The following is a 25376-nucleotide window of genomic DNA, read 5'->3' on the forward strand; positions in this document are numbered from 1 at the left end:
TTGTGTCCGGCGGTAGCCGCAGAGACAGCAGCAGTAGCCGCAGAGACAGCAGTAGTCGCAGACAGCAGCAGGAGGTTGCGAGCCCATGGCGCTCGACCAGTCGTTCGTGGGGCGGACCTACCCGCCCACCGCGCCCTACGAGGTGGGCCGGGAAAAGATCCGCGAGTTCGCGGAGGCGGTGGGGGACGCCAATCCGGCGTACACGGACGCGGAGGCGGCGAAGGCGCTCGGCCATCCGGATGTGATCGCTCCGCCGACCTTCGTGTTCTCGATCACGTTCAAGGCGGCGGGTCAGGTCATAGAGGACCCGCAGCTCGGCCTGGACTACAGCCGGGTGGTGCACGGCGACCAGAAGTTCGCCTACGCCCGCCCGGTGCGGGCCGGTGACCGGCTCACGGTCACCTCCACCATCGAGGCGATCAAGTCGATGGCCGGCAACGACATACTGGACATCCGCGGCGAGGTCCACGACGAGGCCGGCGAGCACGTCGTGACCGCCTGGACCAAGCTCGTGGCCCGCGCGGCCGAGGAGGCGTGAGCATCCCATGCACCCCGTGACGCAGCCCCCCGCGCACCCCGCGACGTCGAGGATCGCGTACAGCGACGTCGAGGTCGGCACCGAGCTGCCGGCGCAGAGCTTCCCCGTGACCCGCGCCACGCTCGTGCGCTACGCGGGCGCCTCCGGCGACTTCAACCCGATCCACTGGAACGAGAGGTTCGCCAAGGAGGTCGGCCTCCCGGACGTCATCGCGCACGGCATGTTCACCATGGCCGAGGCCATCCGTGTGGTGACCGACTGGACCGGCGACCCGGGCTCGGTCGTCGAGTACGGCGTCCGCTTCACCCGCCCCGTCGTCGTCCCGAACGACGACGAGGGCGCCCTGATCGAGGTCAGCGGCAAGGTCGCGGCCAAGCTCGACGACAACACCGTCCGCGTCGACCTCCTGGCCACCAGCGCCGGCCAGAAGGTCCTCGGCATGTCCCGCGCGGTCGTACGGCTCGCCTGACGATCCCGGCACCCGTGCCCCGGACAGGGGGCGTCCTCCACGGAGGGCGCCCCCTGTCCCACGAGCGGTCCCGGACCACCGCTTGACTTGGTTAGTGATTGAGTACTAACTTATCGGCATGGTCAGGATGAGCGCGGAAGAGCGGCGTGAGAGCGTCATCCGGGCGGCGATGAGCGAGTTCGCGCGGGGCGGCTACTACGGCACCTCCACGGAAGCCATCGCCAAACGGGTGGGCGTCTCCCAGCCGTACCTGTTCCGGCTCTTCCCGAGCAAGAAGGCGATGTTCCTCGCGGTGGCGGAGCGCTGCCTTCAGGACGTGCGCCGGGTCTTCGAGGAGTCGTCCGACGGGCTGCACGGCGACGAGGCACTGCACGCCATGGCCGAGGCGTACATGCGGCTGATCGCCGAGCGGCCCGAGCGGCTCCAGATGCAGTTGCAGGTGTACGTCACCGTCTCGGCGGCGGAGGCGGCAGGGGATCACGAGTTCGGCGAGATGGTCCGCAAGGGCTGGCTCGAACTCTGGGACGCCGTGCACGTGCCCCTCGGCGGCGACATCGGCGGGACGACGTCCTTCATGGCGGTCGGCATGCTGGTCAACGCCCTGGCCGCCATGGGCTTCCCGTCCGGGCACCGCGTCTGGGAGGGCCTCTACCTCTCGGCCCGGCCCCAGCAGGGGCCGGCAGCAGGGTAGGGCGCGGGCGGACGCCCGTGACACGCCCGGGGCGAGCGCTCCGGTCTGCCCGCAGAAGTTAGTCATCGATTACTAATCACTTCGGCCGTGAGCTTCATCATCACCGACCACCACATCCGCAGGCAGTGAACACCCTCTGGGGGAGAGATGTCACAGCAGGACGCACGTCGCGGGGGAGCAGGCTGGGCCCTCGTCATCACCAGCGTCGCCGGTTTCATGGCGGCCCTGGACAATCTCGTCGTCACCACCGCCCTGCCCTCCATCCGGGAGGACCTGGGCGGAGCGCTGCACGACCTGGAATGGACCGTCAGCGCCTACACGCTCACCTTCGCGGTGCTGCTCATGTTCGGCGCCGCCCTCGGCGACCGCTTCGGCCGCCGCAGGCTCTTCCTGGTCGGACTCGCCGTCTTCACCGGCGCCTCCGCCGCCGCGGCCATGGCGCCCGGCATCGACTCCCTCATCGCCGCCCGGGCGGTCCAGGGCGTCGGCGCGGCGATCATGATGCCGTTGACCCTGACCCTGCTGACGGCCGCCGTGCCCGCCGAACGGCGCGGGATGGCGTACGGCATCTGGGGCGCCGTCAACGGGCTCGCCGTGGCCTCCGGGCCGCTGATCGGCGGCACCCTCACCGAGCACATCTCGTGGCAGTGGATCTTCTGGCTGAACGTCCCCCTGGGGCTGGCCCTGCTTCCGCTCGCTCGCCTCCGCCTCGCCGAGTCGCACGGCACCGGCGCACCGCTCGACCTCCCCGGCACGCTCCTCGCCAGCGGCGGACTCTTCGGCGTCGTCTACGGCCTGGTCCGCGGGCCGGTGGACGGCTGGACCGGAGCCGTGGTGCTGACCGCGCTGGTCGCCGGCGGCGCGCTGCTGACCGGGTTCGTCCTCTACAGCACCCGCGCCAAGAACCCGATGCTCCCGATGCGGCTGTTCCGCTCCCGGGCCTTCTCCGGCATCAACGCGGCGAGCCTGCTGATGTTCCTGGGCATGTTCGGCTCGATCTTCCTGCTCAGCCAGTACATGCAGGGCGTGCTCGGCTACTCGCCCACCGAGGCGGGCCTGCGCATGCTGCCCTGGACCGGCATGCCCATGCTGGTCGCGCCGATCGCCGGCATCCTCTCGGACCGGATCGGGGGGCGCCCGGTCGTCGCCACCGGGCTCTTCCTCCAGGCGGCCGGCCTCGGCTACCTCGCTTCCGTGATCACGGCCGACACCTCCTACGCGGCCCAGCTGCCGGGCCTGGTCGTCAGCGGCATCGGCATGGCCCTCTTCTTCGCCCCCGCCTCCGCCCTGGTGATGTCCAGCGTCGCCCCGAAGGAGCAGGGCATCGCCTCCGGCGCCAACAACGCCCTGCGCGAGGTGGGCGGCGCGCTCGGCATCGCGGTCATGGCCTCGATCTTCGCGGCGCAGGGCGGCTACGAGTCCGCGCAGACCTTCGTCGACGGGCTGCGGCCCGCGGTCGCGGTGGGCGCCGCGGTGGTGGCCCTCGGCGGCGTCGCGGCCCTCCTGATCCCGGGCCGCCGCCCGGACGACCGCACCCCCGTCGGCGGGACAGCGCCGGCCGGCGCCGCGACGGCACCCGAGCCGAAGGAGGAACTGGTCGCGCGCTGACCCGCGCACACCCTGAGGCGAGCGCCCCGGCCGGCCGGTCGGGGCGCTTCCCGTTGCCCCGGGCCGCCGGCGCCGTCTCGTAGTCTTGGGCGCGTGCAGGAAATCCACGACGCCCCCCTCGCCCCGCTGACCACCTTCCGGCTGGGCGGCCCCGCGACCCGGCTGATCACGGCCACCACCGACGCCGAGGTGATCGCCGCCGTCCGCGAGGCCGACGACACCGGCACCCCTCTGCTGCTGATCGGCGGCGGATCCAACCTCGTCATCGGCGACAAGGGCTTCGACGGCACCGCCCTGCACATCGCCACGCGCGGCCTCTCGCTCGACGGTACGACGCTGGAGCTCGCGGCCGGCGAGGTGTGGACCGATGCCGTCGCCCGCACCGTCGAGGCCGGGCTCGCCGGCATCGAGTGCCTGGCCGGCATCCCCGGCTCGGCGGGCGCCACCCCCATCCAGAACGTGGGGGCCTACGGCCAGGAGGTCTCCTCCACGATCACCGAAGTGATCGCCTACGACCGCAGGAACCGCGACACGGTCACCCTCGCCAACGCCGACTGCGCCTTCGCCTACCGCCACAGCCGCTTCAAGGCCGAACCCGACCGGTACGTCGTCCTGCGCGTCCGCTTCGCCCTGGAGGACGCCGGCGGACTCTCCGCCCCGCTGCGCTACGCCGAGACGGCCCGCGCCCTCGGCGTCGAGCCCGGCGGCCGGGTGCCGCTGGCCGCCGCCCGCGAGACCGTACTGAGGCTGCGCGCCGGCAAGGGCATGGTCCTGGACCCCGAGGACCACGACACCTGGTCGGCCGGGTCGTTCTTCACCAACCCGATCCTCACCGACGCGGAGTTCGCGGCCTTCCGCGCCCGGGTGGACGAGCGGCTCGGCGCCGGCGTCGAGCCGCCCGCCTTCCCGGCGGGGGAGGGCCGCGTCAAGACCTCCGCGGCCTGGCTGATCGACAAGGCCGGCTTCACCAAGGGCTACGGCGCCGGCCCCGCACGCATCTCCACCAAGCACACCCTCGCCCTCACCAACCGCGGCGAGGCGACCACGGAGGACCTCCTCGCGCTGGCCCGCGAGGTCGTCGCCGGCGTCCACGAGGCCTTCGGCGTCACCCTGGTCAACGAGCCGGTGACGGTCGGCGTCAGCCTCTAGGGTGCCGAGCGCCCGGCCGGGACCGCGCCGCCGGGCGGAATCCCCGTTGCCGGCCGGCCCTCCCGACCGGCACGCTCGGACCATGAGGCGTCCCCCATGCGGCTGAGACTCACCGAGTACCGCCCCCGCACCGGCCCGCACACCCACCGGGTGGTCCAGCCGCGCACACCCCTGCGCCACACCTCGCTGCGCGACCCGGAGAACGCCTACGGCATGCTCATGGGCGACCACGACGGGCTGAACCGGCTCGCCGGCCTGTTCTCCTTCGCCGCCTGCTCACGCCACACGGTCGTGCACGTCCCCCTGCGCGACGGCGTACCGCCCGACGAGGGACAGGGCGAGCTGGTCGACCTGGTCCTGGCGCACCCCGATGCGGGACTGCGACCCACCAAGTGGCCCGAGCTGCGCCGCGGGCTGGGCCGCGGCACACCGCTCACCGTCCGGACCGACGAGGCGCGCACGGCCCGCCACGCCCGGGCCTGGCTCGACCGGCCCCACGCCCGCGAGCCGCTGCGCCACACCACGCACGCCCGCACGTACTTCCTCATCGGCGAGCGGACCGCCTTCGCCTCCGCGGCGACCGCCCTGGCCGAGGCGGCCGGCCGGGGACCCCGGCAGAAGGGCGTCACCCAGGGGCGCGCGGCGTTCGTCACCCGCCTGCACGGCGAACTGGCCCCGGACCCCGACCCGTGGCGGCACCCGGAGATCGTGCTCGCCTTCAAGCCGTACCCGCCGTACGCCCACTTCAGACGGCCGGGGGGCTGAGCCAGGCGTCGACGCCGGCCAGCAGCTTGTCCTTCACCCCGTCGGGCGCCGCCGAGCCCCGCACGGACTGCCGGGCCAGTTCCGCCAGCTCCGCGTCGGTGAACCCGTGGTGCTGCCGGGCGATCTCGTACTGCGCCGCCAGCCGCGAGCCGAACAGCAGCGGGTCGTCCGCGCCCAGCGCCATCGGCACCCCCGCCTCGAACAGGGTCCGCAGCGGCACGTCCTCGGGCTTCTCGTACACGCCCAGGGCAACGTTCGACGCCGGACACACCTCGCAGGTCACCTGCCGGTCCGCGAGGCGCTTCAGCAGCCGCGGATCCTCCGCCGCCCGCACGCCGTGCCCGATCCGGTCCGCCTCCAGGTCGTCCAGACAGTCCCGCACCGACGCCGGCCCGGTCAGCTCGCCCCCGTGCGGAGCCGACAGCAGCCCGCCCTCGCGCGCGATCGCGAACGCCCGGTCGAAGTCCCGCGCCATGCCGCGCCGTTCGTCGTTCGACAGCCCGAAGCCGACCACGCCGCGGTCCGCGTACCGCACCGCCAGCCGGGCCAGGGTGCGCGCGTCCAGGGGATGCTTCATCCGGTTCGCGGCGACCAGTACCCGCATCCCGATCCCGGTGTCCCGCACGGTCGTCTCCACCGCGTCCAGGATGATCTCCAGCGCCGGGATCAGCCCGCCCAGCCGCGGCGCGTACGACGTCGGGTCCACCTGGATCTCCAGCCAGCCCGAGCCGTCCCGCACGTCCTCCTCCGCCGCCTCCCGGACCAGCCGCCGGATGTCCTCCGGCTCCTGCAGACACGACCGCGCCGCGTCGTACAGCCGCTGGAAGCGGAACCAGCCCCGCTCGTCGGTGGCCCGCAGGCGCGGCGGCTCCCCGCTGGTCAGCGCCTCGGTCAGGGAGTCGGGCAGCCGCACGCCGTGCTTGTCGGCCAGTTCCAGCAGGGTGGCGGGCCGCATCGACCCGGTGAAGTGCAGATGCAGATGGGCCTTCGGCAGTTCAGAGAGATCACGTACGCGCTCCATTCAGTGATCCTGCCGCACGACACGCCCGGCCGGACAGCACTTTCCCCGTACGTGGTCTTGCTCGCACAAACAAACAGGGCGCCCCGTGACATCACGGGGCGCCCTGCGGGGAAGCGGAGGTCAGTCCCGCGCCTCCGCCAGCAGCTTCTGGATCCGGCTCACGCCCTCGACGAGGTCCTCGTCGCCGAGCGCGTACGACAGCCGCAGGTAGCCGGGCGTGCCGAAGGCCTCGCCGGGTACCACCGCGACCTCGGCCTCCTCCAGGATCAGCGCGGCCAGCTCCACGCTGTTCTGGGGACGCTTGCCGCGGATCTCCTTGCCGAGCAGCTCCTTCACCGACGGGTAGGCGTAGAACGCGCCCTCCGGCTCCGGGCACAGCACGCCGTCGATCTCGTTGAGCATCCGCACGATGGTCCTGCGGCGCCGGTCGAAGGCCTCCCGCATCTTCGCCACGGCGTCCAGGTCGCCGGAGACCGCGGCCAGCGCCGCCGCCTGGGCGACGTTGGACACGTTGGACGTGGCGTGCGACTGGAGGTTCGTCGCGGCCTTGACGACGTCCTTCGGGCCGATGACCCACCCGACACGCCAGCCGGTCATCGCGTACGTCTTCGCGACGCCGTTGACCACGATGCACTTGTCGCGCAGCTCGGGCAGCAGCGCCGGCATGGAGACGGAGACGGCGTCGCCGTAGACGAGGTGCTCGTAGATCTCGTCGGTGAGCACCCACAGGCCGTGCTCGACGGCCCAGCGGCCGATCGCCTCGGTCTCGGCCTCGCCGTACACGGCACCCGTCGGGTTCGAGGGCGACACGAAGAGGACGACCTTGGTCTTCTCCGTGCGCGCGGCCTCCAGCTGCTCCACGCTCACCCGGTAGCCGGTCGTCTCGTCGGCGACGACCTCGACCGGCACACCGCCGGCCAGCCGGATCGACTCGGGGTACGTCGTCCAGTACGGCGCCGGGACGATGACCTCGTCGCCCGGGTCGAGGATCGCGGCGAACGCCTCGTAGATGGCCTGCTTGCCGCCGTTGGTGACCAGGATCTGCGAGGGGTCGACCTCGTAGCCCGAGTCGCGCAGCGTCTTCGCGGCGATCGCGGCCTTCAGCTCGGGCAGTCCGCCGGCCGGCGTGTAGCGGTGGAACTTCGGGTTCTTGCAGGCCTCGATCGCGGCCTCGACGATGTAGCCGGGCGTCGGGAAGTCGGGTTCACCGGCGCCGAAGCCGATCACCGGTCGTCCGGCGGCCTTGAGGGCCTTGGCCTTGGCGTCCACGGCGAGGGTGGCGGACTCGGAGATCGCGCCGACTCGGGCGGAGACCCGGCGCTCGGTGGGAGGGGTTGCAGCGCTCATGGACCCATCGTTTCAGACCGGTAACCCGCGCGGCACAGCGGTTTCACGTACTGAACAACACCGGGCAAACCCTTGAACACCAGTCCGGATCGGCGTCGCGGCCAGGACGATCTTTCGTCGGGGTGGTGCTCCCCGGGTGCTTTCTGTTCGACGCCCGGCCCGGGAACACGTACACTCTCCACTCGTTGGCCTTCAGCGGCCCGCACTCAGCCGGTGCACACCAAGCATCCGGTCGGATGCGGTACGTTGGGGGACACACAAAGGGTCGTAGCTCAATTGGTAGAGCACTGGTCTCCAAAACCAGCGGTTGGGGGTTCAAGTCCCTCCGGCCCTGCTACACACACCTTCGCCAGGATGTGTGCGCATGTACGTACAGCAATGCAACGCCGTGCGGCTCAGACCGGGCGCGGCACGGCCACGACCCGGAATCAGGTGAGGACGAGTGACGGACGCCGTGGGCTCCATCGACATGCCTGATGCCCAGGACGAGGCGCCGGACTCCAAGAAGAAGACCCGCAAGGGCGGCAAGCGGGCCAAGAAGGGTCCGCTGAAGCGCCTCGCGCTCTTCTACCGCCAGATCGTCGCGGAGCTCCGCAAGGTCGTCTGGCCCAGTCGCAACCAGCTGACGACGTACACCACGGTCGTGATCATCTTCGTGGTCATCATGATCGGCCTGGTGACTCTGATTGACTATGGCTTCAGCCACGCCGCCAAGTACGTCTTCGGCTGAGTCGAGAGCGAAGGGCGCCGAGGTACCCGGCGCCCCTTTCGCGTGTTCCACCCCTATGTATCCAGGAAGAAGCAGCCACCGTGTCTGACCCGAACGTGAACGACGCCGTTGAGCCTCGCGGGGAGGCTGTCGAGTCCGTCGAGGACGAGCTCGGCATTGTCGAGGGCGCGGACAACGAGGACACCGAGACCTCCGCCGAGGTCGAGGCTGCCGACGCCGTCGTCGCCGAGGACGAGGCCGAGCAGGTCCAGGACGAGGACGAGGTCGAGGCCACGGAGGACGAGTCCGCCGACGCGGACGCCGAGGACGCCGAGGCCGAGGACGCGGAGACCGCGGAGCCCGAGCCCGAGCTGGACCCGATCGAGAAGCTCCGCCAGGAGCTGCGCGTCCTGCCCGGCGAGTGGTACGTGATCCACACCTACGCCGGTTACGAGAACCGCGTGAAGACCAACCTCGAGCAGCGCGCCGTCTCGCTCAACGTCGAGGACTACATCTTCCAGGCCGAGGTGCCGCAGGAAGAGGTCGTCCAGATCAAGAACGGCGACCGCAAGACGATCCGCCAGAACAAGCTGCCGGGCTACGTCCTGGTCCGCATGGACCTGACCAACGAGTCCTGGGGCGTCGTCCGCAACACCCCCGGCGTCACCGGCTTCGTGGGCAACGCCTACGACCCGTACCCGCTGACGCTGGACGAGATCGTCAAGATGCTCGCCCCCGAGGCCGAGGAGAAGGCCGCCCGCGAGGCCGCCGAGGCCGAGGGCAAGCCGGCTCCGCAGCGCAAGGTCGAGGTCCAGGTCCTGGACTTCGAGGTCGGCGACTCGGTCACCGTCACCGACGGCCCGTTCGCCACGCTGCAGGCCACGATCAACGAGATCAACGCCGACTCGAAGAAGGTCAAGGGCCTCGTCGAGATCTTCGGCCGCGAGACCCCGGTCGAGCTGAGCTTCGACCAGATCCAGAAGAACTAGCACTTCTTCGGACGTACCGCTTCCGAGCAGGTCAGACGACGCTCGCGCGTCGTCTGACCTGCTCGGTTTTTGGCCGCGCATCCATACCCGTTATCGTTGTGCGGTATGCCTGTGTCCGGGTGGTTCCCCGGATGCGGGCAGGACCCGAATCGAAAGGACCCGGAGAGCTATGCCTCCCAAGAAGAAGAAGGTCACGGGGCTCATCAAGCTCCAGATCCAGGCCGGTGCCGCCAACCCGGCTCCGCCGGTCGGCCCCGCGCTGGGTCAGCACGGCGTCAACATCATGGAGTTCTGCAAGGCCTACAACGCCGCGACCGAGTCGCAGCGTGGCTGGGTCATCCCGGTGGAGATCACGGTCTACGAGGACCGCTCCTTCACCTTCATCACCAAGACGCCGCCGGCCGCCAAGATGATCCTCAAGGCCGCGGGCGTGGAGAAGGGCTCCGGCGAGCCGCACAAGACCAAGGTCGCGAAGATCACGCGTGACCAGGTCCGCGAGATCGCCACCACCAAGATGCCCGACCTCAACGCCAACGACCTGGACGCCGCCGAGAAGATCATCGCCGGCACCGCGCGTTCCATGGGCGTCACGGTCGAGGGCTGACCTCCACCCCCGTAAGCAAGCAGAAGTGGCGGGGCCTGCTCGGCCCGGACCACGACTCCTAAGAAGCCAACAGGAGCAGTAGTGAGCAAGCGCAGCAAGTCTCTCCGCGCTGCGGACGCCAAGGTCGACCGGGACAAGCTCTACGCCCCGCTCGAGGCCGTCCGTCTCGCCAAGGAGACCTCCACGACCAAGTTCGACGGCACCGTCGAGGTCGCCTTCCGCCTGGGTGTCGACCCGCGCAAGGCCGACCAGATGGTCCGTGGCACCGTGAACCTCCCGCACGGCACCGGCAAGACCGCCCGGGTCCTGGTCTTCGCGACCGGTGACCGTGCCGAGGCCGCGCGTGCCGCGGGCGCCGACATCGTCGGCGCCGACGAGCTGATCGACGAGGTGTCGAAGGGCCGTCTGGACTTCGACGCCGTCGTCGCCACCCCGGACCTCATGGGCAAGGTCGGCCGCCTCGGCCGCGTGCTCGGTCCCCGTGGTCTCATGCCGAACCCCAAGACCGGCACCGTGACCCCGGACACCGCCAAGGCGGTCACCGAGATCAAGGGCGGCAAGATCGAGTTCCGCGTCGACAAGCACTCGAACCTGCACTTCATCATCGGCAAGACGTCGTTCGACGACACCAAGCTGGTGGAGAACTACGGTGCGGCGCTGGAGGAGATCCTCCGTCTGAAGCCGTCCGCCGCCAAGGGCCGTTACATCAAGAAGGCCGCCATCAGCACCACGATGGGCCCCGGCATCCCGCTCGACTCCAACCGCACCCGCAACCTCCTCGTCGAGGAGGACCCGGCCGCGGTCTGAGCCAACGGCTCGCCCCACCGGTTCACGGGCCCCGCACCTTCCGAGGTGCGGGGCCCGTCCCCGTTTCCGGACGCGGGTTTTCCGGTACGGGAGCGGGACGCCTGGGCTAGCGTGCGGGCAGGTGACGCGGCAGGGGTGGGACATGACGAGCACGAGGGCGGGCCGTACGGCCTTCTCGATCGCGTTGACGGCGGTACTGGCGTGCGTGACCGCGTGCATCCCCTCCGACGGCCGGCCGGGTCCGGCGGCGGAGCCGCTGCGGGCCGTGGAGCGCGCCACCGGCCGGGCCGGCTCGGCGTGGGTCGAGTCCACGACCGTCGTGGGCGACGAGCTGTCCCTGAAGGCCTCCGGCGCCCTCGGCTGGAGCGACGGCCTCACCGGCACCCTGACGATCACGTACACCGGGGGGACGACCGCCGCGGCCATGCGCCGGCTCGGCACCACCTCCATGGAGGCCCGCTACCTGCCCGACGCCTACTACGCGAGGATGGGCGACGCCTTCGCCGCCCGGGCGGGCGGCCGGCACTGGATCAAGTACGCCTACGCGGACCTGGAGGACCGCGGCGGCGGCGCGGGCGCCGGCTTCGCGGACCGGATGCGCGACATCGCCCCGGACGAGGCGGTGCGGCTGCTGCTCGCCTCCGACGACGTGCACGAGGTCGGCGAGGAGACGACCCGCGGACGGCGCACCACGCACTGGTCCGGCACGGTGGACGGCGACGGCACGCGGACCGTGGACATCTGGGTCGACGGGCAGGACCTGCTGGTGAAGAAGACCGAGCGGGGACGGACGGAGACGGGGGAGCTGGCCCAGACCGCCTACTACAGCGACTACGGCTTCGACGTACCCGTCGAGAAGCCCCCGGCGGCCGACACGGCGGACTTCACGGAGCTGGTGAAGCCGTCGGGCGGCGGCTCCTGAGCCGGAAATTCCGGGATCACCCGAACCGTCTCGGCTACTCTCGCGTCCTGGCTGTGTGACGGCCGTTCATTTCCTGTGTCCCGTGGGGGGAACCATGACGAAGACTTCCGTGCGCGTGCCCGTGGGAGCCGGGCTGGCCGCACTGCTGCTCGCCGCCGGCGCGGTGGGCTGTTCGAAGGACGAGGGGGCGGACACGTCCCCCGGGATGACGCCGGCCGCGGCCGTGGCCAAGGCGGCGAAGAACACGGAGGACATCAGCTCCCTCCGCTACCGCCTGACCGGCCGGGCCCCCGAGGAGGGCCGCGTCGAGGCCGAGGCCCAGATGCAGCTCAAGCCGGTGGTCGCGATGGCCATGAAGATGAAGGCGCCCGACCAGGGGGCCGACGCCGGCGCGGAGATCCGGCTCGTCGACAAGGCCCTCTACCTCAACGGGGGTGCCGAGGCGGCCAAGGAGATGGACGGCAAGAGCTGGATCAAGTTCGACCTGGCCGCGATGGGCGCCGACAAGGAGCTCAACCAGCTCGGCAGTGCCTCCCAGGCCGACAAGAACCCGGCGGCCGAGTCCACCTTCCTCACCGGCGCCAAGGACGTGGAGAAGGTCGGCACCGAGACCGTCGACGGCGTCGAGACCACGCACTACAAGGGCACCGTCACCCTCGACACCCTGGAGAAGTCCCTCGAGGACGAGGACAAGGCGACCCGGGACCAGCGCCGCAAGAGCATCGAGCAGTACCAGAAGATGGGCGTCGACAAGCTCACGATGGACATGTGGATCGACGGCGACGACCAGGCCAAGCAGTTCCGCATGCGGGGCGACGCGGACAAGGGCCCGCTGGACATGACCGTCACCTTCCTCGGCTTCAACGAGCCCGTGAAGGTCACCGCCCCGCCGGCCGGGGAGACGGTCGACCTGGCCGAGATGATGCAGGAGGGCCAGGAGAGCTGAGCCCGCCCGGTCGCCGTAGGGGCGGATTTGCCTGCCGCTGCCCCGTTCACGTACGCTCCTACCGAAGCCAAAGACCGCTGGTCGTTGCCGTGTGCTCGTGAGAGGGCACGGTGGCCGAAGGATCCGCTGAACTGCGGACGACCCGCGCAGGTGACAGTGGATGAGCTCCCGGAGTCCGCGCCCCGAGCGCGTATGACCGGTCGAGCCACGCCCCGTGCGCCTGCGCCGGGGCGTTTCGTTTTCCCCAGTCCTCCTTCGGGTCCGCGCGGTCCGAATCACCCGGAAGGAGGCCGAGGCTCTATGGCGACGCCCGAAAAGGCTGCCGCGGTTGCCGAGCTGACGGACAAGTTCCGCAGCTCCAACGCCGCCGTGCTGACCGAGTACCGCGGTCTCACCGTGGCGCAGCTCAAGACGCTGCGCCGGTCGCTCGGTGAGAACGCCCAGTACGCCGTGGTGAAGAACACGCTGACCAAGATTGCGGCCAATGAGGCCGGGATCACGCTCGACGACCAGCTCTTCGCTGGTCCGACGGCCGTCGCCTTCGTCACCGGTGACCCGGTGGAGTCGGCGAAGGGTCTGCGCGACTTCGCCAAGGACAACCCGAATCTCGTCATCAAGGGCGGTGTCCTTGACGGCAAGGCGATGTCCGCCGACGAGATCAAGAAGCTTGCGGACCTCGAGTCCCGCGAGGTTCTGCTCTCCAAGCTGGCGGGTGCCTTCAAGGGCAAGCAGACGCAGACTGCTCAGCTCTTCCAGGCGCTCCCCTCGAAGCTCGTCCGCACCGTGGACGCGCTCCGTGCCAAGCAGGACGAGCAGGGCGGTGCCGAGTAACTCGGCTCGCTTTCCGGCTCTCGCCGCCTGAGGCGAGAGCCGACGCGGGCCCGACGTACGCCCGCCTCACCCCGTACATCCGGCACCTGCCGAATTAGTGGAAGGACCGCCATCATGGCGAAGCTCAGCCAGGAAGACCTGCTCGCCCAGTTCGAGGAGATGACCCTCATCGAGCTCTCCGAGTTCGTGAAGGCCTTCGAGGAGAAGTTCGACGTCACCGCCGCCGCCGCCGTGGCCGTCGCGGGCCCGGCCCAGGGTGGCCCGGCCGCCCCGGTCGAGGAGGAGAAGGACGAGTTCGACGTCATCCTCACCGGTGCCGGCGACAAGAAGATCCAGGTCATCAAGGTCGTGCGTGAGCTGACCTCCCTGGGTCTGAAGGAGGCCAAGGACCTCGTCGACGGCACCCCGAAGCCGGTCCTCGAGAAGGTCAACAAGGAGCAGGCCGAGAAGGCCGCCGAGTCCCTCAAGGGCGCCGGCGCCTCGGTCGAGGTCAAGTAAGACCTCACAGGTCCCTCAGGGCCTGTAACGCGCAAGCACCGAAGAGCGATCATCCATCCGGGTGGTCGCTCTTCGGCGTTCAGGGGGTCCGGCGGCGGCTGCCTTGCACGGCCGTCGGCGGAGAGTAGGGTGATCTTCGTCGTGCCGTCTCCGGGACCCTGAGAGTCCCTGGACGGCAGCCGGTTTGGCCAAGGGGGGCCTTGACGAACCGCACGCGGCGCGCAATTCTCAGGACGCGTCGTCACAGGATCCGAATCCGAGGCATGGATCGACGGCGAAGAGGGCAGTATCACCGTGCGTTGAGGGCGAGGCCTTGCCGCAGGTGGTGAGTACAACGAGGAGCGGACACGGTTCGGGAAACCCGCACTGGACATCAGTGTGCCAAGTGGCTACACTGTCCCTTTGCGCTGCCTGTTAGCTGCCCCCTGCCCGTCACCAGGGGTCTGCCCTCGCCCGAGCACTGACGACCAGAGCACGCCTGACCTGGCTTTAGGCCACATCAGGCACCCCTTGTCTCCGTGCGAGGAAGAGGGGCCGGTACGCGCGTAGTGAGTCCGAGCCCTCGGAAGGACCCCCTCTTGGCCGCCTCGCGCAATGCCTCGACCGCGAATACGAACAACGCTGCCAGCACCGCCCCGCTGCGCATCTCCTTTGCAAAGATCAAGGAGCCCCTCGAGGTTCCGAACCTTCTCGCGCTGCAGACCGAGAGCTTCGACTGGCTGCTCGGCAACGACGCGTGGAAGGCTCGCGTCGAGTCGGCTCTGGAGTCCGGTCACGACGTCCCCACCAAGTCCGGTCTGGAAGAGATCTTCGAGGAGATCTCCCCGATCGAGGACTTCTCCGGGTCGATGTCGCTGACGTTCCGCGACCACCGCTTCGAGCCCCCGAAGAACAGCATCGACGAGTGCAAGGAACGCGACTTCACGTACGCGGCCCCGCTCTTCGTCACCGCCGAGTTCACCAACAACGAGACCGGCGAGATCAAGTCCCAGACCGTCTTCATGGGCGACTTCCCGCTCATGACGAACAAGGGCACCTTCGTCATCAACGGCACCGAGCGTGTCGTGGTGTCGCAGCTGGTCCGTTCGCCGGGTGTCTACTTCGACTCCTCCATCGACAAGACCTCCGACAAGGACATCTTCTCCGCGAAGATCATCCCGTCCCGGGGTGCCTGGCTGGAGATGGAGATCGACAAGCGCGACATGGTCGGTGTGCGCATCGACCGCAAGCGCAAGCAGTCCGTGACCGTCCTCCTCAAGGCCCTCGGCTGGACCACCGAGCAGATCCTCGAGGAGTTCGGCGAGTACGAGTCCATGCGCGCCACCCTGGAGAAGGACCACACCCAGGGCCAGGACGACGCGCTGCTCGACATCTACCGCAAGCTGCGTCCGGGCGAGCCGCCGACCCGTGAGGCCGCGCAGACGCTGCTCGAGAACCTCTACTTCAACCCGAAGCGCTACGACCTCGCGAAGGTCGGCCGCTACAAGGTGAACAAGAAGCTCGGCGCGGACGAGCCGCTGGACGCCGGCGTGCTCACCACCGACGACGTCATCGCCACCATCAAGTACCTGGTGAAGCTGCACGCCGGTGAGACCGAGACGGTCGGCGAGTCGGGCCGGTCGATCATCGTCGAGACCGACGACATCGACCACTTCGGCAACCGCCGCATCCGCAACGTCGGCGAGCTGATCCAGAACCAGGTCCGTACGGGTCTCGCCCGTATGGAGCGCGTCGTGCGCGAGCGCATGACGACCCAGGACGTCGAGGCGATCACGCCGCAGACCCTGATCAACATCCGGCCGGTCGTCGCCTCCATCAAGGAGTTCTTCGGCACCAGCCAGCTGTCCCAGTTCATGGACCAGAACAACCCGCTGTCGGGTCTGACGCACAAGCGTCGTCTCAACGCGCTCGGCCCGGGTGGTCTCTCCCGTGAGCGGGCCGGCTTCGAGGTCCGCGACGTGCACCCGTCGCACTACGGCCGCATGTGCCCGATCGAGACGCCGGAAGGCCCGAACATCGGCCTGATCGGCTCGCTCGCCTCGTACGGCCGGATCAACCCGTTCGGCTTCATCGAGACGCCGTACCGCAAGGTCGTCGACGGCCAGGTCACCGACGAGGTCGACTACCTGACCGCCGACGAGGAGGACCGCTTCGTCATCGCGCAGGCCAACGCGCCGCTGACCGACGAGTTCCACTTCGCCGAGAACCGCGTGCTGGTCCGCCGCCGTGGCGGCGAGGTCGACTACGTCCCCGGGGACGACGTCGACTACATGGACGTCTCGCCGCGCCAGATGGTGTCGGTCGCGACGGCCATGATCCCGTTCCTCGAGCACGACGACGCCAACCGTGCCCTCATGGGCGCGAACATGATGCGTCAGGCCGTGCCGCTCATCAAGAGCGAGTCGCCGCTCGTCGGCACCGGCATGGAGTACCGCTCCGCGGTCGACGCCGGCGACGTGGTCAAGGCCGAGAAGGCGGGTGTGGTCCAGGAGGTCTCCGCGGACTACATCACCACCACCAACGACGACGGCACGTACATCACGTACCGCCTGGCCAAGTTCTCCCGGTCCAACCAGGGAACCTCGGTCAACCAGAAGGTCATCGTCAGCGAGGGCGACCGGATCATCGAGGGCCAGGTCCTGGCCGACGGTCCGGCCACCGAGAACGGCGAGATGGCGCTCGGCAAGAACCTGCTGGTCGCCTTCATGCCGTGGGAGGGTCACAACTACGAGGACGCGATCATCCTGTCGCAGCGCCTCGTGCAGGACGACGTCCTCTCCTCGATCCACATCGAGGAGCACGAGGTCGACGCCCGTGACACCAAGCTCGGCCCCGAGGAGATCACCCGGGACATCCCGAACGTCTCCGAGGAGGTCCTCGCCGACCTCGACGAGCGCGGCATCATCCGCATCGGTGCCGACGTCGTCGCCGGCGACATCCTCGTCGGCAAGGTCACGCCCAAGGGCGAGACCGAGCTGACGCCCGAGGAGCGCCTGCTGCGCGCGATCTTCGGCGAGAAGGCCCGTGAGGTCCGTGACACCTCGCTGAAGGTCCCGCACGGCGAGATCGGCAAGGTCATCGGCGTCCGCGTCTTCGACCGCGAGGAGGGCGACGAGCTTCCCCCCGGTGTCAACCAGCTGGTGCGCGTCTACGTCGCGCAGAAGCGCAAGATCACCGACGGTGACAAGCTCGCCGGCCGTCACGGCAACAAGGGCGTCATCTCGAAGATCCTGCCGATCGAGGACATGCCGTTCCTGGAGGACGGCACCCCGGTCGACATCATCCTCAACCCGCTCGGTGTCCCGTCCCGAATGAACCCGGGACAGGTCCTGGAGATCCACCTCGGCTGGCTCGCCAGCCGCGGCTGGGACGTCTCCGGCCTCGCGGAGGAGTGGGCCCAGCGCCTGCAGGCCATCGGCGCCGACCAGGTCGAGCCCGGCACCAACGTCGCCACCCCGGTGTTCGACGGTGCGCGCGAGGACGAGCTGGCGGGTCTGCTGCAGCACACCATCCCGAACCGCGACGGCGAGCGCATGGTGCTCCCGTCCGGCAAGGCGCGGCTGTTCGACGGCCGCAGCGGTGAGCCGTTCCCGGACCCGATCTCGGTCGGCTACATGTACATCCTCAAGCTGCACCACCTGGTCGACGACAAGCTGCACGCCCGCTCGACCGGTCCGTACTCGATGATCACCCAGCAGCCGCTGGGTGGTAAGGCCCAGTTCGGTGGCCAGCGCTTCGGTGAGATGGAGGTGTGGGCGCTGGAGGCGTACGGCGCCGCTTACGCCCTCCAGGAGCTGCTGACCATCAAGTCCGACGACGTCACCGGCCGCGTGAAGGTCTACGAGGCCATCGTCAAGGGCGAGAACATCCCTGAGCCCGGCATCCCCGAGTCCTTCAAGGTGCTCATCAAGGAGATGCAGTCCCTGTGCCTCAACGTGGAGGTGCTGTCCTCGGACGGCATGTCCATCGAGATGCGCGACACCGACGAGGACGTCTTCCGCGCTGCGGAGGAGCTCGGCATCGACCTGTCCCGGCGCGAGCCGAGCAGCGTCGAAGAGGTCTGACGGGAGTCCGGCGGGCCTTGAGCGATCAAGGCCCGCCGGCCCCAGGACCCCCGTTTCAGACCCCAAGACTTACAACCCTGAGAGGGATTGACGCATAGTGCTCGACGTCAACTTCTTCGACGAGCTCCGGATCGGTCTGGCCACCGCTGACGACATCCGTCAGTGGAGCCACGGCGAGGTCAAGAAGCCCGAGACCATCAACTACCGCACCCTCAAGCCCGAAAAGGACGGACTCTTCTGCGAGAAGATCTTCGGTCCGACCCGGGACTGGGAGTGCTACTGCGGCAAGTACAAGCGCGTCCGCTTCAAGGGCATCATCTGTGAGCGCTGTGGCGTCGAGGTCACGCGCGCCAAGGTGCGCCGTGAGCGGATGGGCCACATCGAGCTCGCCGCCCCCGTCACCCACATCTGGTACTTCAAGGGCGTCCCGTCGCGCCTGGGCTACCTGCTGGACCTGGCGCCGAAGGACCTCGAGAAGGTCATCTACTTCGCCGCGTACATGATCACGTTCGTGGACGAGGAGCGCCGCACCCGCGACCTGCCGTCGCTGGAGGCCCACGTCTCCGTCGAGCGTCAGCAGATCGAGAACCGCCGCGACGCCGACCTCGAGGCCCGCGCCAAGAAGCTCGAGACCGACCTGGCCGAGCTGGAGGCCGAGGGCGCCAAGGCCGACGTGCGCCGCAAGGTGCGCGAGGGTGCCGAGCGCGAGATGAAGCAGCTGCGCGACCGTGCGCAGCGCGAGATCGACCGCCTCGACGAGGTGTGGAACCGCTTCAAGAACCTCAAGGTCCAGGACCTCGAGGGCGACGAGCTGCTCTACCGCGAGCTGCGTGACCGCTTCGGCACGTACTTCGACGGCTCGATGGGTGCCGCGGCGCTGCAGAAGCGCCTGGAGTCCTTCGACCTCGACGAGGAGGCCGAGCGCCTCCGCGAGATCATCCGCACCGGCAAGGGCCAGAAGAAGACCCGTGCGCTCAAGCGCCTCAAGGTCGTCTCCGCGTTCCTGCAGACCAGCAACAGCCCCAAGGGCATGGTGCTCGACTGCGTGCCGGTCATCCCGCCGGACCTGCGTCCGATGGTGCAGCTGGACGGTGGCCGCTTCGCGACCTCCGACCTGAACGACCTGTACCGCCGTGTCATCAACCGCAACAACCGCCTGAAGCGGCTTCTCGACCTCGGTGCGCCCGAGATCATCGTGAACAACGAGAAGCGCATGCTCCAGGAGGCCGTCGACGCGCTCTTCGACAACGGCCGCCGCGGCCGCCCGGTCACGGGCCCCGGCAACCGTCCGCTGAAGTCGCTGTCCGACATGCTCAAGGGCAAGCAGGGCCGCTTCCGTCAGAACCTGCTCGGCAAGCGAGTCGACTACTCGGCGCGTTCCGTCATCGTCGTCGGCCCGCAGCTGAAGCTGCACCAGTGCGGTCTGCCCAAGGCCATGGCGCTGGAGCTCTTCAAGCCGTTCGTGATGAAGCGCCTGGTCGACCTGAACCACGCGCAGAACATCAAGAGCGCCAAGCGCATGGTCGAGCGCGGCCGCACGGTCGTGTACGACGTGCTGGAAGAGGTCATCGCGGAGCACCCGGTTCTGCTGAACCGTGCGCCCACGCTGCACCGCCTCGGCATCCAGGCCTTCGAGCCGCAGCTGGTCGAGGGCAAGGCCATCCAGATCCACCCGCTCGTCTGCACCGCGTTCAACGCGGACTTCGACGGTGACCAGATGGCCGTCCACCTGCCGCTCTCCGCGGAGGCGCAGGCCGAGGCCCGCATCCTGATGCTGTCCTCGAACAACATCCTCAAGCCGGCCGACGGCCGTCCGGTGACGATGCCGACCCAGGACATGGTCCTCGGTCTGTTCTTCCTCACCACCGACGGCGAGGGCCGCGACCTCAAGGGCGAGGGCCGTGCCTTTGGTTCCGCCGCCGAGGCGATCATGGCGTTCGACGCGGGCGACCTGTCGCTCCAGTCGAAGGTCGACATCCGCTTCCCGGTGGGCACCATCCCGCCCCGCGGCTGGCAGCCCCCGGCCCGCGAGGAGGGTGAGCCCGAGTGGCAGCAGGGTGACACCTTCACCCTGAAGACCACGCTGGGCCGCGCGCTCTTCAACGAGCTGCTGCCCGAGGACTACCCCTTCGTCGACTACGAGGTCGGCAAGAAGCAGCTCTCCGAGATCGTCAACGACCTCGCCGAACGCTACCCGAAGGTCATCGTGGCGGCGACGCTCGACAACCTGAAGGCGGCCGGCTTCTTCTGGGCGACCCGTTCCGGCGTCACCGTGGCCATCTCCGACGTCGTCGTTCCCGAGGCGAAGAAGGAGATCGTCAAGGGCTACGAGGCGCAGGACGAGAAGGTCCAGAAGCAGTACGAGCGCGGTCTGATCACCAAGGACGAGCGCACGCAGGAGCTCATCGCGATCTGGACCAAGGCGACCAACGAGGTCGCCGAGGCGATGAACGACAACTTCCCGAAGACCAACCCGATCTTCATGATGGTGAACTCGGGTGCACGAGGCAACATGATGCAGATGCGTCAGATCGCCGGTATGCGTGGTCTGGTGTCGAACGCGAAGAACGAGACGATCCCGCGTCCGATCAAGGCGTCGTTCCGTGAGGGCCTGTCCGTGCTGGAGTACTTCATCTCCACGCACGGTGCCCGTAAGGGTCTGGCGGACACCGCTCTGCGTACCGCCGACTCGGGTTACCTCACCCGTCGTCTGGTCGACGTCTCCCAGGACGTCATCATCCGCGAGGAGGACTGCGGCACCGAGCGCGGTCTGAAGCTGCGGATCGCCGAGCGCGGCGAGGACGGCGTGCTGCGCAAGGCCGAGGACGTCGAGACCAGCGTGTACGCCCGCATGCTCGCCGAGGACGTCGTCATCGACGGCAAGGTGATCGCGCCGGCCAACGTCGACCTCGGTGACGTGCTCATCGACCAGCTGGTGCGCCACGGTGTCGAGGAGGTCAAGACCCGCTCGATCCTGACCTGCGAGTCCCAGGTCGGCACCTGCGCCATGTGCTACGGCCGCTCCCTGGCCACCGGCAAGCTGGTCGACATCGGTGAGGCGGTCGGCATCATCGCCGCCCAGTCCATCGGTGAGCCCGGTACCCAGCTGACGATGCGTACCTTCCACACCGGTGGTGTGGCCGGTGACGACATCACGCAGGGTCTGCCCCGTGTCGTCGAGCTCTTCGAGGCCCGTACCCCGAAGGGTGTCGCCCCGATCTCCGAGGCCTCCGGCCGCGTGCGGATCGAGGAGACCGAGAAGACCAAGAAGCTCGTCGTCACCCCGGACGACGGCAGCGACGAGACGGCCTACCCGATCTCGAAGCGTGCCCGTCTGCTCGTGGGCGAGGGCGACCACGTCGAGGTGGGCCAGAAGCTCACCGTGGGTGCCACCAACCCGCACGACGTGCTGCGCATCCTGGGTCAGCGTGCCGTCCAGGTCCACCTGGTCGGCGAGGTCCAGAAGGTCTACAACTCGCAGGGCGTGTCGATCCACGACAAGCACATCGAGATCATCATCCGGCAGATGCTGCGCCGCGTGACGATCATCGAGTCCGGCGACGCCGAGCTGCTGCCCGGCGAGCTGGTCGAGCGGTCGAAGTTCGAGACCGAGAACCGTCGTGTGGTCCAGGAGGGCGGTCACCCGGCCTCCGGTCGTCCGCAGCTGATGGGTATCACCAAGGCCTCGCTGGCGACGGAATCCTGGCTGTCGGCCGCCTCCTTCCAGGAGACGACCCGAGTCCTGACGGACGCGGCGATCAACGCCAAGTCCGACAGCCTCATCGGCCTCAAGGAGAACGTCATCATCGGTAAGCTCATCCCGGCCGGTACGGGTCTGTCCCGCTACCGCAACATCCGGGTCGAGCCGACCGAGGAGGCCAAGGCCGCGATGTACTCGGCCGTCGGCTACGACGACATCGACTACTCGCCGTTCGGCACGGGCTCCGGCCAGGCCGTTCCGCTGGAGGACTACGACTACGGTCCGTACAACCAGTAAGCGGGCAGCTTGATACGACCGAAGGGCGGTCACCCCGTGCGGGGTGGCCGCCCTTCGGCGTGTCCGGGCGCGGGCGTCAGAGCGCGCGCCGGAGGTGGGGTTCCAGGGCGCGCATGCGGGTGTGGTTGTCCGGGTGCGAGGAGAGCAGCCTGGCGAGCCCGGAGGGCTGCTTCAGCCGCTTGCCGTGGGCCGCGGCGAAGGCCTTCGCGGCGTCCTCCTCGGCCTGGAAGTGGTGCAGGACCTCGGTGAGCTGCGGGGCGAAGCCGAGGGCGGCCGCGGCCTGGTCGGCGCGCAGCTCGCCCTGGCGGCCGGCGTAGGCGAGCAGGTACGGCGCCGCCACGAGGGGGACGGTGAGGTACCAGGCCATCAGGAAGCCGGTGACCAGGACGGCCCCCAGGAAGAGGTACAGGGCCCCGGTCGCCGCCACCGAGAACACGCGGGAGACGGCGAGCGCGGCCCGGGCGAACCCGCGGGCGACGGCCCAGGCGATCCGGCCGGGCAGCGAGTACCAGTACCCGAGCAGACCGGCCCAGGCGTGACCGCCGGTGTGGTGGCCGAGCTCGTGGGCGAGCACCGCGGCGAGGTTGCTGCTCGGGATCCGGTTGAGGGCGTACGTGGTGACACCGACGACGTGTCCGGCGGCGGCGCTCGCGTTCAGGTCGGTGCTGTTCTGGACCATCAGCTCGTAGGTGCCGCCCTCGATGCCGGCGCGGGCGGTGACCTCGCGCCAGACCGGTTCCAGGCGGGCCCTCTCCTCGGCGAGCGGGGCGCGCAGTTTGAGCACCCGCCGGGCGAAGAGCAGTTCGGTGGGCCGGTGGAAGACGAGGGCGCCGGAGGCCAGCCAGGCCAGCAGGAGCACGGTTCCCAGGACCGGACCGAACGCCGTGAGGGAGAACACCGCGACCACGACGAGGCTCACCAGGAACCCCGGGATCTGGGTCGCGAGCTGCCCTAGGGCGGTGGCGTCGGCGCCCCGCTGACGCGCGGCCACGTGGACGCGGGATCCCTGGTGGCGGTAGTCGAGGTCGTCGGGGGCGGTCGCCGGGTGCGGCATGAAGGGCACGGGACCCGGCTGCGCGGGCGCGGCCCCGGGCGCCGGGTGGGGGAGCCCGCCCGCGGGGTACTGCGGGGCGGGGGACTGGGGCGCCTGGTACGGGGGTGCCGGGTACGGGTGGCCGGCCGGGGCCGAGGGGTGGGGCGGTGGTGGCGCGTAGGCGGACGGTGTGGGGCCGGGGTGGACGGGAGCGGTCCCGTACGGGTGGGCTGCCGGCGCCGAGGGGTACGGCGGTGGTGGCGCCGGAGTGCCCGGGTACGGGGGCGGGGGCGCGGAGGCCGCCGGGTACGCGGGGGGTCCGGGGTACTGCGGGTGCGTGGTGGGCCCCGGGGGCGCCGGTGCGGGGGTCGCGGGGTGAGCGGGCTGCTGGGGGTGCGGGGCGTGCGGGGAGGAGGGCCCGGGGTACGGCGGGCCCGGCGGATGGGACATGACGCGACTCCTTGTGGTGCGGGGACGTCAGCCGGTGAGCAGTGCGGCGGGCAGGAGAGCGGTGCCGGCGCAGAAGGCGACCAGCCCGGTTCGGATCCACTGGTGCTTGCGCGCCGCGATGCGGCTGGTCTCGGTGAGGGCCGCCATGAGGGCGGCGGCGGGGTCGTGGTCGGTGGCGGCGAGCGCGTCGGCCAGCCGGCCCGCGCGGACCGCCTGCTGGATGTCGCCGAAGTAGCACAGCGGCCGGCCGGGGGCCCAGGAGCCGCCCCCGAACCGGGGGAGCACGGCGAGGAGCAGGGCGAACAGGGAGAACGCCAGGGCGGCGGTGCCCGCCCACCACAGGGCGGCGGCGGCGTCGGACAGCGCCCGCGGCGTCCAGTCCCGTCCGGCCAGCAGACCGCTGAACACGCCGGCCGTCATGCCGAGCGTCGCCACCAGCACGGCCGCCTTGCTGTCGGCTCGGGCGATCTCGCTCCGCAGCTCGCCCAGCAGCCGCTCCGCGGCCGGCGCGGCGGGCGATCCGCCGGGGGCGGGGGGCGGCGCGGCGGGCGGGAGGACGCCCGGGGCGGTCACGCCGACCCGCCGTCGGGACCGGCCTGCGCCGGGGTGACGGGCGGCGGCGGGGGCACGGCGGGGTCCGGGCCCGGCACCGGCCGGGGCTGCGGGGGCTGCGGGGGCAGCGGCTGCGGCGCGGCGGGAGCCTGTGCGCCGGCCGGGTGACCGGGCGGGCCGTACGCCGCCGCGTCGGGGTGGGAGGGCCCGGGCCCGTACGGGGGCGCGGCCGGCTGCGGGTGCTGAGGTGCGAACGGCTGTCCGGCGCCCGGCGCCTGCGGCGGTACGTGGGGCTGTCCGGCGCCCGGCGCCTGCGGCGGTGCGGGCGGGTGCTGTCCGGCGTCCGGCGGCTGCGGCGGTACGTAGGGCTGGCCGGTGCCCGGTGCCTGCGGTGGTGCGTACGGCTGTCCGGTGCCCGGGGGCAGGGCCGCGGGGGGCGGCGTCTGCTGCTGGAGGAGGTCGTCGACCGCGCGGAGCGTCGTGCGGGCCGACTCCGCCCGCTGGTAGTCCTCCAGGGTGTCCCCGGCGATCAGCTCCAGCTCGCTCCTGATCGCCGTGAGCTGGTCCTTCTGGAGCGAGCCGACGGCCAGCCTGGTGTCCTCGGGGTGCTGGGCGAGGTGCAGCGCCCAGGCGCCGGCGCCGCCGTGCTGGAGCCAGTACTGGTAGAAGTGGATCTTCTCGGCGACCAGAGCGTGCGACTGCTGCTGGCGCAGCGCCTCCAGCTCGTGCTGCTGCCGCGCCTGCCGGAGCCGGAACTCGTGCTCGGGGTCGAGCATCTCCGACTCGTAGCGCAGGTTGCGCAGCCGCCGCCGGTGTGCGATCGCCTCGTCGTCGAGCCGCAGCCGGACGGTGCAGGTGACGGCGAGACCGGCCCCGGCGGCGAAGCCTTCCGACTCGACGGCCTGCTGGACCGCCCGCTCGGCGGCCGGGCTGTCCTCGATGGCGAAGCGGCGGCTGACCGGCCTGGCGGCCTGGTGGAGCTCACGGGTCAGCCGCGTCGGCACGTCCCGCTCGCCGCTCGCCACGTACGCGATCGGGTCGGCGACCCGCCAGGTGAGGTCCGCCGAGGCGCCGAAGGAGAACGCGTCGTCGTCACTGGGCAGCGTCAGCTCCAGCCGGACGGGGTGGCTGCCCATGTCCACCTCGTAGACCGAGACGTAGCGGCGGGTCGCGGCGTCGGTGCGGCTCGGGCGGTGCGGCGGCAGGAACGCGTCGTACGTGCCACGGGCGGTGGCGAAGACGAGGGCGTGGTCGATCGCGGACACCGACCGGCGGCCGGTGTGGTCGAAGCGGGAGATGGGCCGCACCGTCAGGACCGGGTCGATCAGCGTGCTGTGCCGGTGGGCGTCCTGCTGCCACTCCGGCTGACGGCGGAAGTCCGCCATG

Annotated in this window: 21 protein-coding genes and 1 tRNA gene; 17 read left to right on the forward strand and 5 right to left on the reverse strand. The window is 70.1% G+C overall.

Annotated elements, in window-relative coordinates; genetic code table 11:
• Positions 1-85: 85 nt before the first annotated feature.
• The 6 genes from ACFWJB_RS05360 to ACFWJB_RS05385 all read left to right on the forward strand — a co-directional run bounded on the left by ACFWJB_RS05360 (position 86) and on the right by ACFWJB_RS05385 (position 5220).
• Complete coding sequence (locus ACFWJB_RS05360; protein ID WP_385471687.1) at positions 86-538, forward strand: MaoC family dehydratase N-terminal domain-containing protein; 453 nt, start codon at positions 86-88, stop codon at positions 536-538.
• Positions 539-545: 7 nt separating this feature from the next.
• Positions 546-1007 (forward strand): MaoC family dehydratase, encoded by a 462-nt coding sequence (locus tag ACFWJB_RS05365; RefSeq protein ID WP_385471690.1) that lies wholly within the window; start codon positions 546-548, stop codon positions 1005-1007.
• A 118-nt stretch (positions 1008-1125) separates the two neighbouring features.
• Positions 1126-1698 carry a TetR/AcrR family transcriptional regulator gene (locus ACFWJB_RS05370; protein WP_386920383.1) on the forward strand — a complete coding sequence of 191 codons (573 nt, stop codon included), beginning with the start codon at positions 1126-1128 and terminating at the stop codon, positions 1696-1698.
• Between the two features lie 147 nt (positions 1699-1845).
• Positions 1846-3306 carry an MFS transporter gene (locus tag ACFWJB_RS05375; RefSeq protein WP_385471694.1) on the forward strand — a complete coding sequence of 487 codons (1461 nt, stop codon included), beginning with the start codon at positions 1846-1848 and terminating at the stop codon, positions 3304-3306.
• 93 nt (positions 3307-3399) lie between these two features.
• Complete coding sequence (locus ACFWJB_RS05380; protein ID WP_385471697.1) at positions 3400-4455, forward strand: UDP-N-acetylmuramate dehydrogenase; 1056 nt, start codon at positions 3400-3402, stop codon at positions 4453-4455.
• 96 nt (positions 4456-4551) lie between these two features.
• Complete coding sequence (locus tag ACFWJB_RS05385) at positions 4552-5220, forward strand: hypothetical protein (RefSeq protein ID WP_386920385.1); 669 nt, start codon at positions 4552-4554, stop codon at positions 5218-5220.
• Here the strand turns inward: ACFWJB_RS05385 and ACFWJB_RS05390 are convergent.
• A complete protein-coding gene (locus ACFWJB_RS05390; RefSeq protein WP_386920387.1) occupies positions 5201-6241 on the reverse strand; it encodes an adenosine deaminase in 1041 nt (346 codons plus the stop codon). The genes ACFWJB_RS05385 and ACFWJB_RS05390 overlap by 20 nt on opposite strands.
• A gap of 120 nt (positions 6242-6361) precedes the next feature.
• The gene (locus ACFWJB_RS05395) at positions 6362-7588 is read right to left on the reverse strand and encodes a pyridoxal phosphate-dependent aminotransferase (protein ID WP_386920389.1); all 1227 of its coding nucleotides are present in this window, start codon (positions 7586-7588) and stop codon (positions 6362-6364) included.
• A gap of 261 nt (positions 7589-7849) precedes the next feature.
• Here ACFWJB_RS05395 and ACFWJB_RS05400 point away from each other — a divergent pair.
• The 11 genes from ACFWJB_RS05400 (at position 7850) to ACFWJB_RS05450 (ending at position 21955) form a co-directional block, all read left to right on the forward strand.
• Positions 7850-7922, forward strand: a tRNA-Trp gene (locus ACFWJB_RS05400).
• 108 nt (positions 7923-8030) lie between these two features.
• Positions 8031-8318 (forward strand): preprotein translocase subunit SecE, encoded by a 288-nt coding sequence (gene secE, locus ACFWJB_RS05405; RefSeq protein WP_385471708.1) that lies wholly within the window; start codon positions 8031-8033, stop codon positions 8316-8318.
• 80 nt (positions 8319-8398) lie between these two features.
• Positions 8399-9286: a transcription termination/antitermination protein NusG gene (gene nusG / locus ACFWJB_RS05410; RefSeq protein WP_385471711.1), complete on the forward strand. Its 888-nt coding sequence runs from the start codon at positions 8399-8401 to the stop codon at positions 9284-9286.
• A 169-nt stretch (positions 9287-9455) separates the two neighbouring features.
• Complete coding sequence (gene rplK, locus ACFWJB_RS05415; RefSeq protein WP_006130605.1) at positions 9456-9890, forward strand: 50S ribosomal protein L11; 435 nt, start codon at positions 9456-9458, stop codon at positions 9888-9890.
• Positions 9891-9971: 81 nt separating this feature from the next.
• A complete protein-coding gene (gene rplA / locus ACFWJB_RS05420; RefSeq protein WP_385471536.1) occupies positions 9972-10697 on the forward strand; it encodes a 50S ribosomal protein L1 in 726 nt (241 codons plus the stop codon).
• Positions 10698-10839: 142 nt separating this feature from the next.
• On the forward strand, positions 10840-11619 hold the full coding sequence (locus ACFWJB_RS05425) for a hypothetical protein (RefSeq protein ID WP_386920392.1): 780 nt from the start codon (positions 10840-10842) through the stop codon (positions 11617-11619).
• 94 nt (positions 11620-11713) lie between these two features.
• Complete coding sequence (locus tag ACFWJB_RS05430) at positions 11714-12565, forward strand: DUF1396 domain-containing protein (protein ID WP_386920394.1); 852 nt, start codon at positions 11714-11716, stop codon at positions 12563-12565.
• A 300-nt stretch (positions 12566-12865) separates the two neighbouring features.
• Positions 12866-13396, forward strand: a complete 531-nt coding sequence (gene rplJ / locus ACFWJB_RS05435) for a 50S ribosomal protein L10 (protein ID WP_385471529.1) — start codon at positions 12866-12868, stop codon at positions 13394-13396.
• A 114-nt stretch (positions 13397-13510) separates the two neighbouring features.
• A complete protein-coding gene (gene rplL, locus ACFWJB_RS05440) occupies positions 13511-13894 on the forward strand; it encodes a 50S ribosomal protein L7/L12 (protein ID WP_161166427.1) in 384 nt (127 codons plus the stop codon).
• A 578-nt stretch (positions 13895-14472) separates the two neighbouring features.
• Positions 14473-17958 carry a DNA-directed RNA polymerase subunit beta gene (rpoB, locus tag ACFWJB_RS05445; protein WP_385471525.1) on the forward strand — a complete coding sequence of 1162 codons (3486 nt, stop codon included), beginning with the start codon at positions 14473-14475 and terminating at the stop codon, positions 17956-17958.
• 97 nt (positions 17959-18055) lie between these two features.
• Positions 18056-21955, forward strand: a complete 3900-nt coding sequence (locus tag ACFWJB_RS05450; protein ID WP_385471522.1) for a DNA-directed RNA polymerase subunit beta' — start codon at positions 18056-18058, stop codon at positions 21953-21955.
• Positions 21956-22031: 76 nt separating this feature from the next.
• On the opposite strand, the gene ACFWJB_RS05455 is transcribed toward ACFWJB_RS05450, so the two are convergent.
• From ACFWJB_RS05455 to ACFWJB_RS05465, 3 genes are all read right to left on the reverse strand, one after another.
• Positions 22032-23009: a M48 family metalloprotease gene (locus tag ACFWJB_RS05455; protein WP_386920397.1), complete on the reverse strand. Its 978-nt coding sequence runs from the start codon at positions 23007-23009 to the stop codon at positions 22032-22034.
• A 456-nt stretch (positions 23010-23465) separates the two neighbouring features.
• Positions 23466-24011, reverse strand: a complete 546-nt coding sequence (locus ACFWJB_RS05460; protein WP_385473196.1) for a Pycsar system effector family protein — start codon at positions 24009-24011, stop codon at positions 23466-23468.
• The gene (locus ACFWJB_RS05465; RefSeq protein ID WP_386920400.1) at positions 24008-25375 is read right to left on the reverse strand and encodes a PE-PGRS family protein; all 1368 of its coding nucleotides are present in this window, start codon (positions 25373-25375) and stop codon (positions 24008-24010) included. The genes ACFWJB_RS05460 and ACFWJB_RS05465 overlap by 4 nt, the downstream gene beginning before the upstream one ends.
• Between the last annotated feature and the right edge of the window lies 1 nt (position 25376).

It is taken from the genome of Streptomyces sp. NPDC127100, from assembly GCF_042724095.1.
Lineage (GTDB): Bacteria > Actinomycetota > Actinomycetes > Streptomycetales > Streptomycetaceae > Streptomyces.

Bases quoted from the DNA above. Each gene is read 5' to 3' on its own strand.
- ACFWJB_RS05360 (WP_385471687.1), top strand. From the start codon at position 86: ATGGCGCTCGACCAGTCGTTCGTGGGGCGGACCTACCCGCCCACCGCG.
- ACFWJB_RS05365 (WP_385471690.1), top strand. From the start codon at position 546: ATGCACCCCGTGACGCAGCCCCCCGCGCACCCCGCGACGTCGAGGATC.
- ACFWJB_RS05370 (WP_386920383.1), top strand. From the start codon at position 1,126: ATGGTCAGGATGAGCGCGGAAGAGCGGCGTGAGAGCGTCATCCGGGCG.
- ACFWJB_RS05375 (WP_385471694.1), top strand. From the start codon at position 1,846: ATGTCACAGCAGGACGCACGTCGCGGGGGAGCAGGCTGGGCCCTCGTC.
- ACFWJB_RS05385 (WP_386920385.1), top strand. From the start codon at position 4,552: ATGCGGCTGAGACTCACCGAGTACCGCCCCCGCACCGGCCCGCACACC.
- ACFWJB_RS05390 (WP_386920387.1), bottom strand. From the start codon at position 6,241: ATGGAGCGCGTACGTGATCTCTCTGAACTGCCGAAGGCCCATCTGCAT.
- ACFWJB_RS05395 (WP_386920389.1), bottom strand. From the start codon at position 7,588: ATGAGCGCTGCAACCCCTCCCACCGAGCGCCGGGTCTCCGCCCGAGTC.
- rplK (WP_006130605.1), top strand. From the start codon at position 9,456: ATGCCTCCCAAGAAGAAGAAGGTCACGGGGCTCATCAAGCTCCAGATC.
- ACFWJB_RS05425 (WP_386920392.1), top strand. From the start codon at position 10,840: ATGACGAGCACGAGGGCGGGCCGTACGGCCTTCTCGATCGCGTTGACG.
- ACFWJB_RS05430 (WP_386920394.1), top strand. From the start codon at position 11,714: ATGACGAAGACTTCCGTGCGCGTGCCCGTGGGAGCCGGGCTGGCCGCA.
- rplJ (WP_385471529.1), top strand. From the start codon at position 12,866: ATGGCGACGCCCGAAAAGGCTGCCGCGGTTGCCGAGCTGACGGACAAG.
- rplL (WP_161166427.1), top strand. From the start codon at position 13,511: ATGGCGAAGCTCAGCCAGGAAGACCTGCTCGCCCAGTTCGAGGAGATG.
- ACFWJB_RS05455 (WP_386920397.1), bottom strand. From the start codon at position 23,009: ATGCCGCACCCGGCGACCGCCCCCGACGACCTCGACTACCGCCACCAG.
- ACFWJB_RS05465 (WP_386920400.1), bottom strand. From the start codon at position 25,375: ATGGCGGACTTCCGCCGTCAGCCGGAGTGGCAGCAGGACGCCCACCGG.